The sequence below is a fragment of the Syntrophorhabdus sp. genome (genome assembly GCA_012719415.1).
In the GTDB taxonomy this organism is placed as follows: Bacteria; Desulfobacterota; Syntrophorhabdia; order Syntrophorhabdales; family Syntrophorhabdaceae; genus Delta-02.
In genome coordinates, this window is sequence record JAAYAK010000189.1 from 1 (window position 1) to 16,557 (window position 16,557).

Below are 16,557 nucleotides of genomic sequence, written 5' to 3' on the forward strand. Positions count from 1 at the left end.
CATCCCGGCCCGCTTCGCGTTATCCTCGAGGAACCGTTCGCGCTGCTCACCGGGGTCGGTGAGCTCCGTGTATCCGTTGGCTATCTCCAGGCCATCAATGTAGAGCTCGAACCGTTCAACGACGGCGGCGTTGTCGTCGCGCCTCTTTGCCATCGTGGAGATGGAAAAGGGCCATCCCGCAACAAGGCAAGGCCTCCTGCTTCTGATGGCGTCGTCGATCTCCTGGATGAGCGCCTTGAAGAAAAGGTCGTTCCAGTCATCCCTGTCGTCGATGCCGGAAAAGCCCCTCCGGCTCAAGGCGTCGAAAAAGGCGTCGCGGCCGAGAGGAAAAGGGTCGAACCCCATGGTCTTCAGGAAGACCTTGTCCAGTTCGTGCACGGGATACGGCGGCAGAAGGTGTTCCGGAACGGGATGAAGGAGCCTTCGGGCGATGAATGCCACGAGGTCTTCCGTCTCCTTCATGGCCTCCCGGTACGCGCCTTCACGGTACCATTCCACCATGGTGAACTCCGTATTGTGAACCTCCTGGTGGTCCTCGACGCGCCAGACCTTGCATACCTCAAAGATCCGCCTGTGACCGGAGCGCAGGAGCTTCTTCATCCCAATCTCGGGCGAGGTGTGGAGAAAGAAGGGGCCCTTTCCCGATATGCGGACCTCAAGGGGGTCGATATGAGGGTCAGGCGGCGCCGTAGCCATGAGGTTCGCCGTTTCCACCTCGAGGTATCCCCGCTCGTAGAAGAAATCGCGCGTGGCCCTGAGGAGTTCATGGCGTTTCGTCATCATCTCGCGAAGTCCCTGTGTGTGGCTCGTTGCCATTGTCCTGCCGGTGAGTGCGATATTGCATTTTATACAGCAAACAAGTATACTTTGTCCATCTTAAGGCTTCCGCGGAGAGGTGACCGAGTAGGCCGAAGGTGCTCGCCTGCTAAGCGAGTGTACGGATAAAACCGTACCCAGGGTTCAAATCCCTGCCTCTCCGCCATCAAAAAAACATTCAAGAGTTCAAGGGTTCAAAAGTTCAAGAGTAAAAGACAAAAAGGGAACCGAACGTCTTCGGCCGGTGCACGAGTTGTCTTGACAGCCGGCCCCCTTCACGGTCTTCCCCTTGAACCCTTGAACCCTTGAACCCTTGAACCCTTGAACCCTTGAACCCTTGAACCGTCCTTACGTGAAGAGCTTCGCGTTGAGCATGAGGTGGACCCAGATGCTGCCGGCGTATCCGAGGGCGATGGCCCAGGTCCACCTGAGGTGGCCGGTGAAGGTGTAGATCCCCCGGGCGCTTCCCATGAGGCCCACACCCGCGGCGGAGCCGATGGAAAGAAGGCTGCCGCCGACGCCGGCCGTCAGGGTGACGAGGAGCCACTGACCGTGAGGCATGGCGGGGTCCATCGTCAACACCGCGTACATCACGGGGATGTTGTCTATGAGCGCCGAGATGACCCCTATCATCACGTTCGCGGGAGTGTGGCCGAAGCTGTAGAGGCGTTCGGACATTATCGCGAGGTACCCGAGCTGCCCCAGGCCGCCCACACAGAACATGATGCCGTAGAAGAAGAGGAGCGTATCCCACTCGGCGCGCGAGACCTTCCTGAAAAGGTCGAAGCCCTTGCGTTTCTCGTGGCCCATGACGTCGAGCGGGTCTTCCAGGCAGCGGTTGCGCATCTCCCTGATCTTCAGGAAATACCCGAAGAAGGAGAGGTATCCGAGGCCGAGCATCATACCCACGGCAGGGGGAAGGCGAAGGACATTGTGGAACAGAACGGCCGTGACTATGGTCAGGACGAAGAGCACCATGACACGGCGTGCGCCGACCTTCATCTTAAGGGGTATCGTCGACCGGCGTTTGATCTCGTTGGGAACGGCGAAACTCATTATGACCGCGGGAACGAGCCAGTTGACCGCCGCGGGGATGAAAAGACGGAAGAATTCGCCGAAGGCAAGCTTGCCTTTTTGCCACACCATCAACGTGGTGATGTCGCCGAAAGGCGAAAAGGCACCGCCGGCATTGGCGGCGACAACGATGTTGACGCAGGAAACGATGACGAACCTCTTGTTGCTCTTCGCCACGGTTATGACAACGGCGCCCATGAGAAGGGCGGTGGTGAGGTTGTCGCACACCGGCGACAGAAAGAACGACAGGACGCCCGTCATCCAGTATATGGTTCTGAGACCGAACCCTTTGTTCAGAAGCCATGTGGTCAGGGCCTCAAAGACCTTCCGCTCCTCCAGCGCGTTTATGTACGTCATCGCGACGAGAAGGAAGAGGAAGAGCTCCACGTACTCCGCGAGGTTTCCGATGACGGCCTGATGGGCCGCTTCCTGTTTTCCGGCCGCCATGTACGCGAGGGCGACCACGATCCAGATGATGCCGCCCGCGGCCATGACGGGCTTGCTTTTCCGCAAATGGAGTTTCTCCTCGAGGACCACAAAGCCGTAGGCCACCACGAAGAGGACCACCGCGACGATGCCGAAAACGGATCCCGTCAGGTCCATGATCTCAACGTTCCCGCTGTTCGCTGAGGCGCAGGAAGGAAGGGCCATGAGCACCGCCGGGCAAAGAAGGGAAGGGACCGCTTTTTTCATGTTCTTGCGCTTTCCTTGCAGGGTTTCGGGGATCGTACCATCCCGGACCGATCTCTGGCCTTCTACGCAGGCGATAAGGACGACTGGCTCTTTCGGAGGGTCATACGTCTTTGCGAGGATGTGAGACGGCACGATCCGACTGCCCGTAAGATACCCTGCAAACGCGGGGGAAAGTATAGGGCTTTCCCTGATAATGCCCGATGAAAACCCCGATTCAAGGGAGGGAAAAGGAGGAGAACGCAAAAAAAGGTTCAAGGGTTCAAGAGTTCAAAAGTTCAAGAGCAGAACAACAGGGTGCCGTCGGTGTGCGCTGTTGTTCAGGAGTTGTGTTGACAGCCCGTCGGATTTCGCCGTTTTTCCCTTGAACCCTTGAACCCTTGAACCCTTGAACCCTTGAACCCTTGAACCCTTGAACCCTTGAACCCTTGAACCGTCTTTATTTCCCGGTCAGCGACCTGATGCGGGGCAGGGCTATTTCCGTTGCCTTCATGCCTTCTTCCATCAGGGTCTTTTTCCGGGAGAAATCGAACATCGAGATGCCCTTCGTATCGGGCTCGATGATGACATCGGCGTGGGCGAGCTTGGACCTCGTATTGACGTGCATCATGATGGATATGGACTGGGCGATGACGTCGATCACGGATGTTATGTCCGTGTCCCGCACGTCTTTCTGGAGATTCACGGCGATGATGACGTTGGCTCCTTTGGCGCGGGCCACGTCGCAGGCGATGTTGCTCGTGACGCCGCCGTCCACCAGGGTCCTGTTCCCGAATGTGACGGGAACAAAGATGCCCGGGATGGCCGAAGACGCGTGTATTGCCTTCGCCAGCGACCCCTTTTCGAGGGTTACCGTCTCTCCCGTGTTGAGGTCGGTGGCAACGGGATAGAAGGGTATCTTCGTGGCCTCCACGAGCTTCACCTTCGCGTTCTGCTCCACGAATGCCTCGAGCCGTGCCCCCTGCACGGGGCCCATCTTCGACGAGGTTATGGAATAATCGAGGATATCACCCCTCGCGATCTTGAAGGCCGCCCATTCCAGCTGGAAACTGTCGGGGTTCGACGCGTAGATGCCGCCGATGAGACTGCCGACGCTCGTGCCCACGATCATGTGAATGGGGATCTTCTCCCTTTCAAGGACGCGGAGCACACCGACGTGCGCGAAACCCTTCGCCGATCCGCCGCCGAGAACGAGGGCCACCTTTGGTTCCGCCCGCTTCGGGGTGACGACGGGCGCCGTCGTGCACGAGGAGAGGAGAACGATTGCGACAACGAAGAGGAAGAATAACCGTCTAATAGCCACCTCGCAACCCGACAAAGGGGTTGTAGACCTTTTCCCGCCCTATGGTGCTGCGCGTCGCGTCACCGTAGTTGTGTCCCGGCGCGACGACAGTGTCGTCGGGGAGGGCGAAAAGTTTGTTCTTGACCGACGCGAGCAGCGTCTCCCATGAGCCGCCATCGAGGTCCGTCCTGCCGATGCTGCCCACGAAGAGGGTGTCCCCCGTAAAGACCATTCCCGGGTGGTACAGGGAGATGCTCCCCGGCGAGTGCCCCGGGGTGTGAATGATGGAAAGGGACGTGTTCCCCACGGTGATGGTGTCGCCGTCCCGGACGGTCCTGTCGGCGGGGGGCGATGGCTCGCCGCCGAACATCTGGAAGGAATGGGGGGACTGGTGAACGAGCGCGGGTGCCTCGATCTCATGGATGACGATCTCGGCCCCCGTGAGTTCCTTCATGCGCTTGTTGCCCATGATATGGTCCACGTGACAGTGCGTGTTGACTATATATCTAATGGTATACCCCCTCGCCTCAGCCTCCTTATATATGCGGTCGCATTCCGCGGCGGGGTCTATGACGAGGGCATCGTTCGTCTCCTTGCAGGCGACGATGTACGCGAATATCGCGAAGCTGCCTACTTCCATCTGCTTAACGAACATTGGAACCTCCTTGTCACGCTTCTAAATCTAATACTTTTTGGTGCCCTTTTTCAATTTTTTTGGTAACATTCTACGCAGCAGCCGAGACAATCACAGGGAGGGACAATGAGGCCAGTGTTCATCGAGGCGCGGGACCTGCCGGACGCCTGGTTCCAGTGCATATACCGGATATTCGAGGACGATGGGGTGCATGAGTACATCATCGACCGCGGCTCCTTCGAAGGGAACAAACGTCGCGAGTTCGACCTTGTCATGGTCCATATCAAGTATCCCGGAACGGTGCCGCTCATCCCCGACATCCCGGCCGAACTCGGCGTGCCCGCACCCACCTCCATGGATTACGTCGAGGAGTACCTCCAGTATCTCATGACGGACAAGAAGGCGCCCAACGAACTCTATACGTACGGAGAGAGGCTCACGAACCCCAAGGTGTTCGTCGACGGGCGGGAATGCGCCTGCGGCGTGAACCCCGTAGAGGAGGTCATCGACATCTACAGGAAGGGGAACTTCGGGACAAACCAGGCGATCATGGAGATCGGCATGCCTTCCGACATCACCCTCGAGGATCCTCCGTGCCTGAGGCTCATCGATACGCGCGTGACCGACGGCAAGCTCCACTTTGTTCTTTATTTTCGCAGCTGGGACCTCTGGGCCGGTTTTCCCACGAACCTCGCCGCCATCCAGCTCTTGAAGGAATACATGTGCCAGGAGATAGGGGTGGAGGACGGCACCATAACCGCCGTCAGCAAGGGGCTCCATCTCTACGAATACACCTTCGGCTTCGCCCTCCAGCGCCTTCGCAGGGACGCGAAGTGATCCTCGTGACGGGCCGTCAGCCGAACTGACCCCCTGTGGCCACGGTCATCATCGCGTACCGGTCCTTGATGCTCTTCTCGATCTCCTCAACGTCCGTCTCCGGCCCGACCTCCCGCGTATCGTACATTCCCGACGGGGGATCGAGGATGGAAAGGACGAAGGCGTGGCCGCCCGAGGGGATGAACTCCAGAAAGACCTTGTTCTGGTACAGGAAAACGATGCCGTAGTGGCAGGGGAGGATGAGCCCGTCCTTGCATGAATAGGCCGTAAAACTGAGAAGATCGTTAAGCACCGTTGCCGCCCCGGGGGAATCGAGGCGCTCGAGGTGCCCCGCCACGGAGGGGTTGTGCAGGCAGTCCGCGAGGTCCCTCTCGATGCAGGGGCTGCCCGGGGACGGGAGCTCTCCGGGAAACCTTTCCTCCAGATGATAGCTGAGGTCGATGATCTCGGGATAGGTGAATGCCTCCCTCGACCAGAGGGAATCGAATATCCTTTCCGCCCCGGCCCATCCGAGACGACCTTCGAGGTCGATGAAGAGATTTCTCCGGAGCGCCCTGTCGAAAAAGCTCTCGATCCCGAGGCGCTCCATCCTGCTGTCCACGTAAAGACTCCATATCTGGTTGTAGCGGTCGCGGATGGAGGGCTCCTTCTCTTCATCAGGCGCGATGCGGGGATCGTAGAGGAAGGCAGCGTTAAGGACGTCTGCCACGTAGAGGAAGAGACGGTAAATGCGGCCATACAGGAAGGCATCGTCCATCCAGATGCAGGTCTTGACATCGAGAGTGCCCTTCTTTCTCTTGATGAGTGCCTTTTCAAGCCAGGGCGAATCCGTTCCTTCAATGACGACATTGTTGATATGCCGGGAGATGCCAAGATCTTCGATGACCGATCGGACGAGGGACCGTTCTTCCTGCACTTAGAATTCGCCTTCGAGGCTGTAAAGCTCAAGAAGGAGAGTTTTCGCTTTCATCCATTTCGAGTCGCGGCTGCTGGAAAAGGGTGTTGTCTGGAGATACTCGCTGAGATACTTGCGTGCCCGTTCCGATTCATTGCGTTTCGCGTAGATATAACCAAGGTTGTACAGCGAGTTCTCGTACGCGGTTGTGTACCGGGGGATAAGCTGGTTCAAGCCCTTGAGCTTGAGGTAGAGCTGTTCCTTGTCCTTCGTCGGGATGGCAGGATCATTGACGGCCTTTTCATAGTGGCCCTTGATGACCTTGGCCGTCGCAAGGACCTCTCTCGTGTACTCGTTTATTTTCAGGCTTGTTCTGAGGGAGGTAACGTATTCGTTCTTCTTGAGGAGTTCATCCACCCGTTTCAGGCTTGCCTGAAGGTTGGCATCATTCACGGCGCCGGTATCCTTCTCGGCGGCGGGTTTCCCTTTCTTCTCCGGGGCCGCCCCGGCGGAGCGGAAGGTGCCGGAGAAGAAGAGCACGGCAATGGCGAGAAGGAAAACACCAGCGAGGAAAACCGTCTTTCTGCCACAATGCCCTAAACGTGAAGTTTCACATCTCATGTTGACCCTTGCCCCCTTCAGACGTGTGAAAAATGGCGGTGCAGGGATTTGAACCCCGGACACTGCGGATATGAGCCGCATGCTCTGACCACCTGAGCTACACCGCCTAGCCTTTTTCATATAAGCCATAAAGGCCTGTATTGTCAACAAAAAACGGGTCATGGGTCATGGGTTACAGGTCATGGAAAAGGCCTTCTTTCGAGGTATGTTTCCGCTCTTCTTATCACCCATTACCTATGACCCATCACCCATGACCCGTCACTTTATTTTCAGCATCTTGTGCATCTGGATACCCAGGCGCCAGCGGGGGTGGGTGAGGCAGTAGTCTATGGCGAGGCGGATGTTCTCAGCGAGACGGGAGTTGTCTATGGGTTGGAGGATGAAGTGGCGGAAGGCGAGGTCCTCGAGGGAGGCCGGGTCGAGGCCGGGTTGGGGGTAGAGGAGCTTCAGCTCGTCGCCTGCCGTGACGACAAGGCGGGTGCCTGCCTTGGGGCTTACCGTCACCCAGTCGATGCCCCGCGGCAGGGGGAGGGTCCCGTTCGTCTCGACGGCCACCTCCCAGCCGCAAAGGTGCAGTTCTTCAACAAGGCGGGTATCGAGCTGGAGGGCAGGCTCGCCTCCCGTTACGACCGCCAGGGGACGGGCGTCCCGGAAGGCCGGGGAGGGCAGGAGCGCCGCCATGGCGACGGCTACATCCGTCGCCGTGCCGTATGCGCCACCACCGGGTCCGTCGGTGCCGACGAAATCCGTATCGCAGAAGGGGCAGGGCGCGTTCGAGCGGTCTTCGGCGCGGCCGGACCAGAGGTTGCAGCCCGAGAACCTGAGGAACACGGCCGGTCGACCGGCGTTCATACCCTCGCCCTGAAGGGAACGGAAGATCTCCTTGATGAGGTATGCCATGGGGAATCTAACCTTTACATGTATAGGGGACAGGGTCCTCCATCCCGGCCTGCCTGAACCCCTCGAGCCGAAGCAGGCAGGCGTCGCACCGCCCGCAGGCCTTTCCGTCGTCCGACGGGTCGTAGCAGGTTGTCGTCAGGGAGTAGTCGACGCCGAGGCGGGCTCCCGTGCGGATGATCTCGGCCTTTGTCATGGCGATAAGGGGCGCGTGGATCCGGAAAGACCTTCCCTCCACCCCGGCCTTCGTTGCGAGATTTGCCATGCGCTCGAAGGCCGCGATGTACTCGGGTCTGCAGTCGGGATAGCCGCTGTAATCGAGGGCGTTGACGCCGATGAAGATGTCCTGGGCGCCGAGCGTTTCAGCGAAGGCGAGGGCGAAGGACAGGAAGATCGTGTTCCGTGCGGGAACATAGGTGACGGGGATATCTGCGGCGATGTCCGTGAGGCCTCTTCCCTTGGGGACCTCGATATTGTCCGTCAGGGCCGAACCGCCGAAACTCCTGAGGTCGATGTCGAGGACAACGTGCCGGGCGACGCCGATGTACCGCGCTGTTTCTCTCGCGGCATCGATCTCACAGGTGTGCCGCTGGCCGTAGCGGAAGGTGAGGGCGTAAGCCTGAAACCCCTCGTTCCTGGCAATGGCGAGCGTCGTCGTCGAATCAAGGCCGCCGCTCAAGAGTACCACCGCTTTTCTTCTGGTCATGTCATTCATGTCAGGTCCCTACTTTCGGAATATCGAAAAGAGTATCGTCAGGATGATGCTGATGATTATGCTCGTCGTGATGGGGAAGTAGAAACTGAAGTTGTCCTTCTTGATGGAGATATCACCGGGCAGCCTGCCGAGCCAGGGTATCTTCGGGCCGTACGTGAAGGCAAGGCCGATGACGATGAGAATGACCCCGAGAATGATGAGCATCTTGCCCATGGACGGCATCATTTTCCCCCGTAGCGCTCCTTCTCACTGAATACGCATCCACAGTACTGCTGGCGGTACATGCCAAGCTTCTTCGATTCCTCGATGCCTTCCCGCCAGCCGGTGCGGAAATCGCGGTAGAGGAAGGGGACGCCATGGACCGCGGCGAGCTCTTCGCCTATCGCCTTTATGTCGTCGTGACGCTGGTACCTGCTGTAAAGAAGGGTTGTGGTGAGCGCGTCGAAGCCGCCGTCCGCGGCTCTCTCAAAGGCCCTGTCGAGACGCATGCGATAGCAGGAGAGGCAGCGGTCCCTGCCAAGGGCGAGGGCCCCGGCAAGAAAACGGTCGAGCTCGTAGGAGTCGTCCACCGTAAGGGGCAGGAGCGCTATCCTTGCGTATTCTTTGAGGGTGGACAGGCGCTTCGAGAACTCCGTGTAGGGATGGATGTTGGGGTTGTAAAAATATCCCGAGACACTGGCCCCTTCGGCACGGAGTTCCTTCAGGGTGTATATGCTGCACGGTGCGCAGCAGATGTGGAGAAATATGTTCCTGCCGTCAATATCCATCGTTCTTTCCAATCGTCCGTAATTTTCTACACTTTACCACCTTCCGTCCCTTTTTTCCACAGGGGCGGTCAATTGCCGCATCCCCTGCCGGCGCCGGGGTCATCATCTCCAGCGACCGGCCAGGCATCTCTCTTCTTGACTTCAATCCGGCGGATTGATTACTATTGTCCCGGACATCCCCGATTCCAAGGTGCGAGACAGCGACGACCCACCACCTTCCTGTGGGACGGCCGAAAAGAGGAGAGACATCCCATGCGCCGGACATATCGGAACCTTCTGTGTGTTCTCCTGATCCTTCTTTCACCTTTTGCCGCCTGGGGCAGGGAGGACCTCGACCCCTTCTATCCCGATGACCCCTATTTTTCCTACAACGCCGCCTTGCGGCCGAATTTCCCCGGCCAGTGGCACCTGGTCAACGGGGCGCCCTCGTTCATCGACTTCTATTCCCGTCAGTTCGACACCACGACGCGGATGGTAAATTCCGGCGTCAGCGCCGGGCTCTTGGGAGCATGGAACCTGGGATACACGGGATCGGGCGTCGTCATTGGCATCGTCGATGATGGCATCGACGGCGCGAACTACGACATAGCCCCGAACTACAGGGCCGACCTGAGCAGGAACTTCTCCGACAATGCGGCCCTCGCAGCCGCCGCGCAGGGGCCGCAGAAGCAAGGCGACAATCACGGCACGGCGGTGGCCGGTGTGGCCGCGGCCCGCGGCGGCAACGGCATCGGCGGGACGGGCGCCGCGCCGTACGCCCAGATAGCGGGCCTGAGGATAAACATAGGAACCGTGACCCCCGCCGACCCTGAGGCGTCCGAGCAGAACTATCTCGACGCCTATTACTGGCAAAGCGGTGTCAACCCGACGACAGGCGCCATCACGGGGACGGCCGGGATTGAGGTGAAGAACCACAGCTACGGATCGGATGACCCCTTCTCCGGCGCAACCCCGGCAATACAGCTTGCCCTCACGCGCACGGCGGCGAACGGTGTGATCCATGTCTTTTCCGCCGGGAACGCGCGGAACGAGAAGACGGAAGACGCGAACAGGGGGGATACCACCCATAACACCTCCAGCACACTTACCGTCGCGGCCCTGGGCAGCGACGGGAAATATGCCAACTACAGCAGTTACGGGGCGAGCGTCTTCGTGACGGCCCCTTCGAACCGCAGCGATTACACCGGGTTCGGGATCACGACGACGGACGTGAGCGGAGCGGACCTTGGCTACAATGCCTGGTCCGGGACGAACACGAAGGGGGACAAGGACGACCTCTTCCCTGACACGAGCTATGCCAGCGGCTTCGGTGGAACGTCGTCATCGGCCCCGCTCATCTCGGGGATCATGGCCCTCGGGAAAGAGGCGAACCCGGAGATGGATATACGCATGGCGAAGCACGCCCTCGTGAAGACAAGCACCGTCGTCGACGCCTCCGACGCGTCGGTGAGCAGCTTTGGCGGCTGGCGCATGAACGCGGCAGGCAACAGATTCAACCCGAACTATGGCTTCGGCAACATCAACGCCGGGGCATTCGTCGAGAAGGTTCTCAACGTGGGGTACGTGACGGAGCAGACGTCGGTCGTGAAAAGCGCGCTTGTGGGCGTGGCCATCCCCGACGACGATCCCGCCGGTGTGAACCGGACGATCACCATCACCGCCGCCGAGGCGGCCCAGCCCCTCGAGGGCATCGAGGTAGGACTCACGCTGACGCATAACAGGGCGGGCGAACTCGAGGCCACCCTGACATCCCCTTCGACGATGGCGAGCAAGATACTCTACTCGACCTCGCACCTCACGGCCAGCCAGCAGGACACGACGAAGCTTACGAACACGAGCCTCACCTTCCTTACCAACGCCTTCTGGGGGGAGAACGCGACGGGGAACTGGACGCTGAACGTTGCCGATATCGATGACACGGACAATAGCGGGGGGACCTGGCATGCCTACAACGCCACCTTCCTCATGGGCGAGATGGTCATGTTCGCCCCGGGTACCATCACCCAGAGCGCCGACGTCAACGCCCTGTCGCTGACCATCCTCAACAACGCGACGACGTACACGATCCCCGCGGGCAGGACCTTTCAGGTGAGCAGGAACGTCCTCGTTGACGGGGGGACGCTCATCGTCAACGGGAACCTCACGGAAAAGGCCGGATCCTACGGCAACCTCTTCAGCCTCTACTCGGGGAAGGTGCAGGGGACGGGCACCATCAACGCCTCGAGGGGCCTCCACAATACAGGCGGGACGGTGAGCCCCGGCAACTCTGTCGGAACCTTGAACCTCGTCGGCAGTTATACCCAGAGCGGGCAGGGCAAGCTTCTCATCGAGGTCGAATCCCCGACGAGCAACGACGTCCTCGCCATAACGGGGGGCGCGTCGCTCGGCGGCACCCTTCAGACATCCTGGCTCGGCGGGGCGACGCCCACCGTCGGCACCGTCTTCGGGACGTTCCTCACCGCCACCGCCGGCGTGTCGGGACGCTTCGGGACCCTTCTCACCAACATCACGCCCACGGTGGTCTTCAAGCCCCACTATGAGGTCGCGAACCAGGTGTATCTTGTCGTCGAGCGCGACTACCTGAACCAGGTCCTGTCGACATACCTCAGCACGAACCAGAGGTCCGTCGGTTCCATGCTGAACTCGGTGGCCGCGTCGGCGACGGGCGATCTCGACAGGGTCCTCGGTGTCATCGATGCCATCCCTTCCTACGGCCAGGTGGCGGGTGCCTACGACCAGATCGCCCCGAGATCGAACCAGGCGGACTTCACCATGGGTGTGAGCTCCGCGGTCTTCCAGGCCGGCAACGTGGCGGGGAGGCTCTCCGACATACGGCACGGCGCGTGGGGGACAAATCCCGGCAGCGGCTTCATCAGGAACAGCGGCTTCATCCGCGAGGGAAGGGACACGCCCATCCTCATCGCGAGCGCGGGCCCGGACCTCACGGGTATGCTCCCCGTCCGCAAGGAGGAAAAGTGGGGCATCTTCGCGAAGGGGACCGCCGTCTCCGGGGACCAGAGGGACACTCCCGACCAGATGGGGTACAGCTTCACGAGCGCCGGGCTCACGGTGGGCATGGACTATCGCCTGACCCCGAACCTGGCCGCCGGCCTTCTCTTCGGATACACAGGTTCCCGGGCTGAGGTCGACGACAACGGCAGCAGGATGACGATGGACGGGTACACCTTCGGCGCCTACGGCACGTGGTACAAGGGCAGGTTCTACGTGGACGGCCAGGCGAGCTACGGATGGGCGGATTACAGGAACACGCGGCGCATCGTTTTCCCCGGCCTCGACCGTACGGCAAGCTCCAGCCCGGGGGGCTCCCAGTTCACCCTCTACGGGGGCACGGGCTATGAGATACCCGCGGGCAGATGGACCGTCGTGCCCAACCTGTCCCTCCAGTACATCGACCTTGGCATAGACAGCTACACCGAATCAGGGGCAGGCGCCCTCGATCTTAACGTGGACAGGCAGAGGACCCGATCCCTCCAGGGGAACTTCGGGGGGAAGCTGTACTACACGTGGGAGACACCGAAGAGCGTCATAATGCCGGGCATCAGTCTTGCCTGGGGCTACGAGTTCATGAGGGGCTCCCGGGACATCACGTCCCGCCTTGCCCAGGGGAGCTCTCCCTTCAGTATAGAGACGGTCTCCCCGGACAGGAACTTCCTTCTTGCCGGCGCGGGGGTGTCGATGTTCACCCGCGGCGGGACGTCCTTTCACATAGGGTACGATGTCCAGATCGGCGAGAACCAGTACGCGGTCCAGAGCATAAACGGCGTTGTGAGGGTATCTTTCTAAAGATCCTCAATATGGCATCTTCGGCTTCATCACCTCTTTCGCCGCGATGGTGCTCCCGCTGGCATCGATAGGGACAAAAGGAAGGACAAAACCAACTGCTCATATCATTTTGGTTATTCTTTGTTTATCCCGTCATTGTAATTTGGTCATTGATCATTATGCTCCCAGAGGATCGACCTCATACCCTGTTTCCGCTTGCAACAGGTGGTGCGCCGGGTGTACCATGCAGTGGAAGATGATACCTTTGGTGAGAGCGGGGGGCTTGCCTGCCGGTGGAGGATTTCGTGAGGTGATGGTGAGATGAAAGGGATATTGACCGAGGAAGAGAGGGCCCGGGTTGATGAGGGCGTGGAGGAGATCGAGAGGCGGACGGGGGCACAGATCGTGGTTGCCGTCGTTAAGCGCAGCGACAGCTACGCCGAGCTGCCCTGGAAGGCCTTCGCCCTCGGCGCGTCCATCACCTGCCTCATCATACTCGTCCTGGGGTTCTTCGCGCCCTACCGGGCCTCGCAGGCAACGGGGCTTGTCGCCATGGCGGGGATGCTCGCCTTCGGAGGTCTCTGCGCGCTCCTCACCGTTCTCATGCCGGGCTTCGCACGGCTCTTTCTATCGCGCTACCGGTCCGAGGCGGAGGCGCGGCAATACGCGGAATCGCTCTTCCTTAAGCGCGAGGTCTTTGCCACCCGGGGAAGGACGGGTATCCTCGTGTTCGTGAGCCTCTTCGAAGGGCAGGCGGTGCTTATTCCCGACCGTGGTCTTGCGGGGTCCCTGACCGGGGATGTCATAGAGTCCGTCGTCGGGCCCATGGTGGCATCGCTCTCCCGCGGCAGGACCGGCGAGGCGATCGAGAAGGGTCTCGGCAGGCTCCTCGACATCCTCGAGAGGGCAGAGTTGGCCGGTGTCCGGGACGCGGGGGAGGACGAACTGCCCGACGAGGTCATCGAGGAGAGGGGCGCATGAAGAGAACATCCGTTCTGGTCTTTCTTTGCGTGATCCTCCTCGTCCTTTCGGCGGCGGTTGCCGCCGACGTTCCCTATCTCACGGGCCGGGTGACAGATAACGCAGGGATCCTCTCCACCGGGGCGCTGAAGACACTCACAGAGAGCCTCAAGGCCCACGAGGACATGACCGGCAACCAGGTAGCCGTTCTGACCATTCCCACCCTTGACGGTGAGGGTATCGAAGAATATGCCGTCAGGGTCTTCGAAGCATGGAAGCTGGGCCAAAAAGGGAAGGACAACGGGGTCCTGATGGTGGTCGTCCCCGAGGACAGGCGCATGCGCATCGAGGTGGGTTACGGGCTCGAGGGCACGCTGACGGACCTCATGGCGGGCAGGATCATCGAGCATGTCATGGCGCCTTGCTTCCGCAACGGGGACTATGACGGCGGGATCACGGAGGGCGCCGCGGCCATCGTCAAGGTGCTCGAAGGCGGCGAGGTGCCGCAGGCGACAGGCGGCGCCGGGACCGTCAAGAGATCCGGGGGCATCATGGAGCCCGATCTTCCCATCATCCAGCGCATCCTCTTCGGCGCCTTCATCTTCGGCATCATCGGTCTTTTCACCGTCATCGGGATACTCACGCCCGGGGTTGGCTGGTTCCTGTATTTCTTTCTGATACCCTTCTGGGCCATGTTCCCCATCGTCGTACTCGGCGCCCGGGGAGCTCTCGTCTGCCTTGCCGGGTACCTGGTGGTGTTCCCCATCGCGAAGCTTCTTCTCAAGAACTCCGACTTCTACAAAAAGGGCGTGATGAGCCTTCGGACCAAGGGCAGGGCCTCCATCGGCGGTTTCACCTTCAGCTCCGGGAGAGGGGGCGGGGGTTTCACCAGCAGCAGCTCCGGCTTCTCCGGCGGCGGCGGATCATCAGGCGGCGGCGGTGCGTCGGGAAGCTGGTAGACGGCGGCGCGGATCCCGGGGAAAGGTCTCCCCTGGGTCATGACGAGGTGAACCGGCACGTCGGGGAACTTTTTCGGAGACCATCGTGTCCAAGACAGGGGAAGGCGAAGATGCGAATATCCACAGCTGAAAGGAGAATGAAATGAAAAGGTCTTTGCTGGCACTTCCTGGCGTCATTTTGCTTGTCCTTCTGTCGGTGCTCCCTGCCGGGGCATCCCCCGCCGGCCCCTTCAGCGCCATCTCTGACGGGAATACCGGGCTGGCCGTTCAGTTGTACCGCGAACTGGGCGCACAGGAGGGCAACCTCTTTTTCTCTCCCTACAGCATCTCGTCGGCCATGGCCATGACCTACGCCGGGGCGCGGGGGGAGACGGCGGCCCAGATGAAGAGCACCCTCAGTTTCCGCCTGGAGCAGGCCGGGTTAAACTCGGGGTTCAGGAGCCTCAACAAGCTCCTCGATGAGAACGCGAAGACTTCCGGCCAGAAACTCAGCATCGCCAATGCCCTCGTATTGACCGGGGGGAACGTGAGCGACGTCTACCGCAAGATACTGACCACCTACTACGATGCCGGGATCTTCGGGGGAGGCCTCGAGGAGATAAACGGGTGGGTGAAAACGAAGACGGAAGGGAAGATCGACAGGATACTGGAGCAACTCTCGGCCAACTCCGTCTGCGTCATCCTCAATGCCATCTACTTCAAGGGGGTCTGGGAAACACAGTTCGACAAGAAGCGTACCTTGGACCTTCCCTTCAAGCTCTCGGACGGCGCGGAAGTGAAGACACCCTTCATGAACCGTAAGGGCGATCTGAAGCTCCTCGACGAGAAGGACTTCCAGGCCCTGTCGCTGCCTTACAAGGGGAACACCCTCTCCATGGTCGTCCTTCTGCCGAAGACCGTCGACGGTCTCGCCGCGTTGGAGGATGCGCTCTACGCGCAAGACCTCAAGGGGTGGCTCGCAAAGCTCGACAAGCAGAAGAACCAAAAGGCATGGGTCTACCTTCCGAAGTTCAAACTCGAGACGAAATACGATCTCGGCGCGCCCTTCCAGAAAATGGGCATGAAGGACGCCTTCTCCCCGGCCGCCGATTTCTCCGGCATGGGATGGAAGAAGGGCGATCTCTGGATAGGACAGATCAAGCACAGGGCCTTCGTGGAGGTCAACGAGGAAGGAACGGAGGCGGCAGCCGCCACGGCAGTGGAGATGGTAACGAAGTCGGCCCCGCCGCGCGAGCTCGTCTTCCGGGCCGATCATCCCTTCATGTTCCTCATCCGGGACAACGAAACGGGGACGATACTCTTCCTCGGGAGGGTGGCGAACCCGGGGAAGTGAAAGACGGTTCAGGGGTTCAAAAGTTCAAGAGTTCAAGAGCAGAAAAGACCGCCGCCTGATCCCGGAGGTCCCGGATCAGGCGGCGCACCAATCTCCCTCCCCACAGACCCTGTCATATCTTTTTTAACCTTGAACCTTGAACCTGGAACCATTTTCTTTTCACCTGGAACCGTTTTCGGTTTTTGACAGCGGCCCCACGGTTGGTGTATCCTTTTCGAGCTTATTCTCAGGGCAGGGTGAAAGTCCCTACCGGCGGTATCCCGGAGAGTTGGTCCGGGGAGCCCGCGAACGCTC

General features: G+C 60.1%; 15 protein-coding genes and 2 tRNA genes. 6 read left to right on the forward strand and 11 right to left on the reverse strand.

Annotated elements, in window-relative coordinates; translation table 11 throughout:
- Window positions 1-816 (reverse strand): hypothetical protein (locus GXX82_10900; protein ID NLT23545.1); only part of this gene is annotated, 816 nt, incomplete at its 3' end.
- A gap of 73 nt (window positions 817-889) precedes the next feature.
- Between GXX82_10900 and GXX82_10905 the strand changes: the two genes are divergently transcribed.
- Window positions 890-982 (forward strand) — tRNA-Ser (locus GXX82_10905).
- Window positions 983-1,164: 182 nt separating this feature from the next.
- On the opposite strand, the gene GXX82_10910 is transcribed toward GXX82_10905, so the two are convergent.
- The 3 genes from GXX82_10910 to GXX82_10920 form a co-directional block, all read right to left on the reverse strand.
- Window positions 1,165-2,541: a sodium:proton antiporter gene (locus tag GXX82_10910; protein NLT23546.1), complete on the reverse strand. Its 1,377-nt coding sequence runs from the start codon at window positions 2,539-2,541 to the stop codon at window positions 1,165-1,167.
- Between the two features lie 478 nt (window positions 2,542-3,019).
- Complete coding sequence (locus tag GXX82_10915; GenBank protein NLT23547.1) at window positions 3,020-3,898, reverse strand: patatin-like phospholipase family protein; 879 nt, start codon at window positions 3,896-3,898, stop codon at window positions 3,020-3,022.
- On the reverse strand, window positions 3,873-4,517 hold the full coding sequence (locus tag GXX82_10920; protein NLT23548.1) for an MBL fold metallo-hydrolase: 645 nt from the start codon (window positions 4,515-4,517) through the stop codon (window positions 3,873-3,875). The genes GXX82_10915 and GXX82_10920 overlap by 26 nt, the downstream gene beginning before the upstream one ends.
- A 105-nt stretch (window positions 4,518-4,622) precedes the next feature.
- Between GXX82_10920 and GXX82_10925 the strand changes: the two genes are divergently transcribed.
- The gene (locus tag GXX82_10925) at window positions 4,623-5,333 is read left to right on the forward strand and encodes a thymidylate synthase (GenBank protein ID NLT23549.1); all 711 of its coding nucleotides are present in this window, start codon (window positions 4,623-4,625) and stop codon (window positions 5,331-5,333) included.
- Window positions 5,334-5,349: 16 nt separating this feature from the next.
- On the opposite strand, the gene GXX82_10930 is transcribed toward GXX82_10925, so the two are convergent.
- The 7 genes from GXX82_10930 to GXX82_10960 all read right to left on the reverse strand — a co-directional run bounded on the left by GXX82_10930 (window position 5,350) and on the right by GXX82_10960 (window position 9,228).
- Window positions 5,350-6,249, reverse strand: coding sequence for a hypothetical protein (locus GXX82_10930; protein NLT23550.1), 900 nt, complete (start codon window positions 6,247-6,249; stop codon window positions 5,350-5,352).
- On the reverse strand, window positions 6,250-6,849 hold the full coding sequence (locus GXX82_10935; protein NLT23551.1) for a hypothetical protein: 600 nt from the start codon (window positions 6,847-6,849) through the stop codon (window positions 6,250-6,252).
- Window positions 6,850-6,882: 33 nt separating this feature from the next.
- Window positions 6,883-6,956, reverse strand: a tRNA-Met gene (locus GXX82_10940).
- A gap of 151 nt (window positions 6,957-7,107) precedes the next feature.
- Window positions 7,108-7,749, reverse strand: coding sequence for a 7-carboxy-7-deazaguanine synthase (queE, locus tag GXX82_10945; protein ID NLT23552.1), 642 nt, complete (start codon window positions 7,747-7,749; stop codon window positions 7,108-7,110).
- Between the two features lie 7 nt (window positions 7,750-7,756).
- Entirely contained in the window at window positions 7,757-8,452 is a 696-nt protein-coding gene (gene queC, locus GXX82_10950) for a 7-cyano-7-deazaguanine synthase QueC (GenBank protein ID NLT23553.1), read from the reverse strand.
- Window positions 8,453-8,470: 18 nt separating this feature from the next.
- Window positions 8,471-8,683: a DUF2905 domain-containing protein gene (locus tag GXX82_10955; GenBank protein ID NLT23554.1), complete on the reverse strand. Its 213-nt coding sequence runs from the start codon at window positions 8,681-8,683 to the stop codon at window positions 8,471-8,473.
- On the reverse strand, window positions 8,683-9,228 hold the full coding sequence (locus tag GXX82_10960; GenBank protein NLT23555.1) for an epoxyqueuosine reductase QueH: 546 nt from the start codon (window positions 9,226-9,228) through the stop codon (window positions 8,683-8,685). The genes GXX82_10955 and GXX82_10960 overlap by 1 nt, the downstream gene beginning before the upstream one ends.
- 252 nt (window positions 9,229-9,480) lie before the next feature.
- On the opposite strand from GXX82_10960, the gene GXX82_10965 reads away from it, so the two are divergent.
- The 4 genes from GXX82_10965 to GXX82_10980 all read left to right on the forward strand — a co-directional run bounded on the left by GXX82_10965 (window position 9,481) and on the right by GXX82_10980 (window position 16,263).
- The gene (locus tag GXX82_10965; GenBank protein ID NLT23556.1) at window positions 9,481-13,032 is read left to right on the forward strand and encodes an autotransporter domain-containing protein; all 3,552 of its coding nucleotides are present in this window, start codon (window positions 9,481-9,483) and stop codon (window positions 13,030-13,032) included.
- Between the two features lie 300 nt (window positions 13,033-13,332).
- Window positions 13,333-13,992 (forward strand): hypothetical protein, encoded by a 660-nt coding sequence (locus GXX82_10970; protein ID NLT23557.1) that lies wholly within the window; start codon window positions 13,333-13,335, stop codon window positions 13,990-13,992.
- On the forward strand, window positions 13,989-14,930 hold the full coding sequence (locus tag GXX82_10975) for a YgcG family protein (protein ID NLT23558.1): 942 nt from the start codon (window positions 13,989-13,991) through the stop codon (window positions 14,928-14,930). The genes GXX82_10970 and GXX82_10975 overlap by 4 nt, the downstream gene beginning before the upstream one ends.
- Before the next feature lie 142 nt (window positions 14,931-15,072).
- On the forward strand, window positions 15,073-16,263 hold the full coding sequence (locus GXX82_10980; protein ID NLT23559.1) for a serpin family protein: 1,191 nt from the start codon (window positions 15,073-15,075) through the stop codon (window positions 16,261-16,263).
- Window positions 16,264-16,557: the final 294 nt, after the last annotated feature.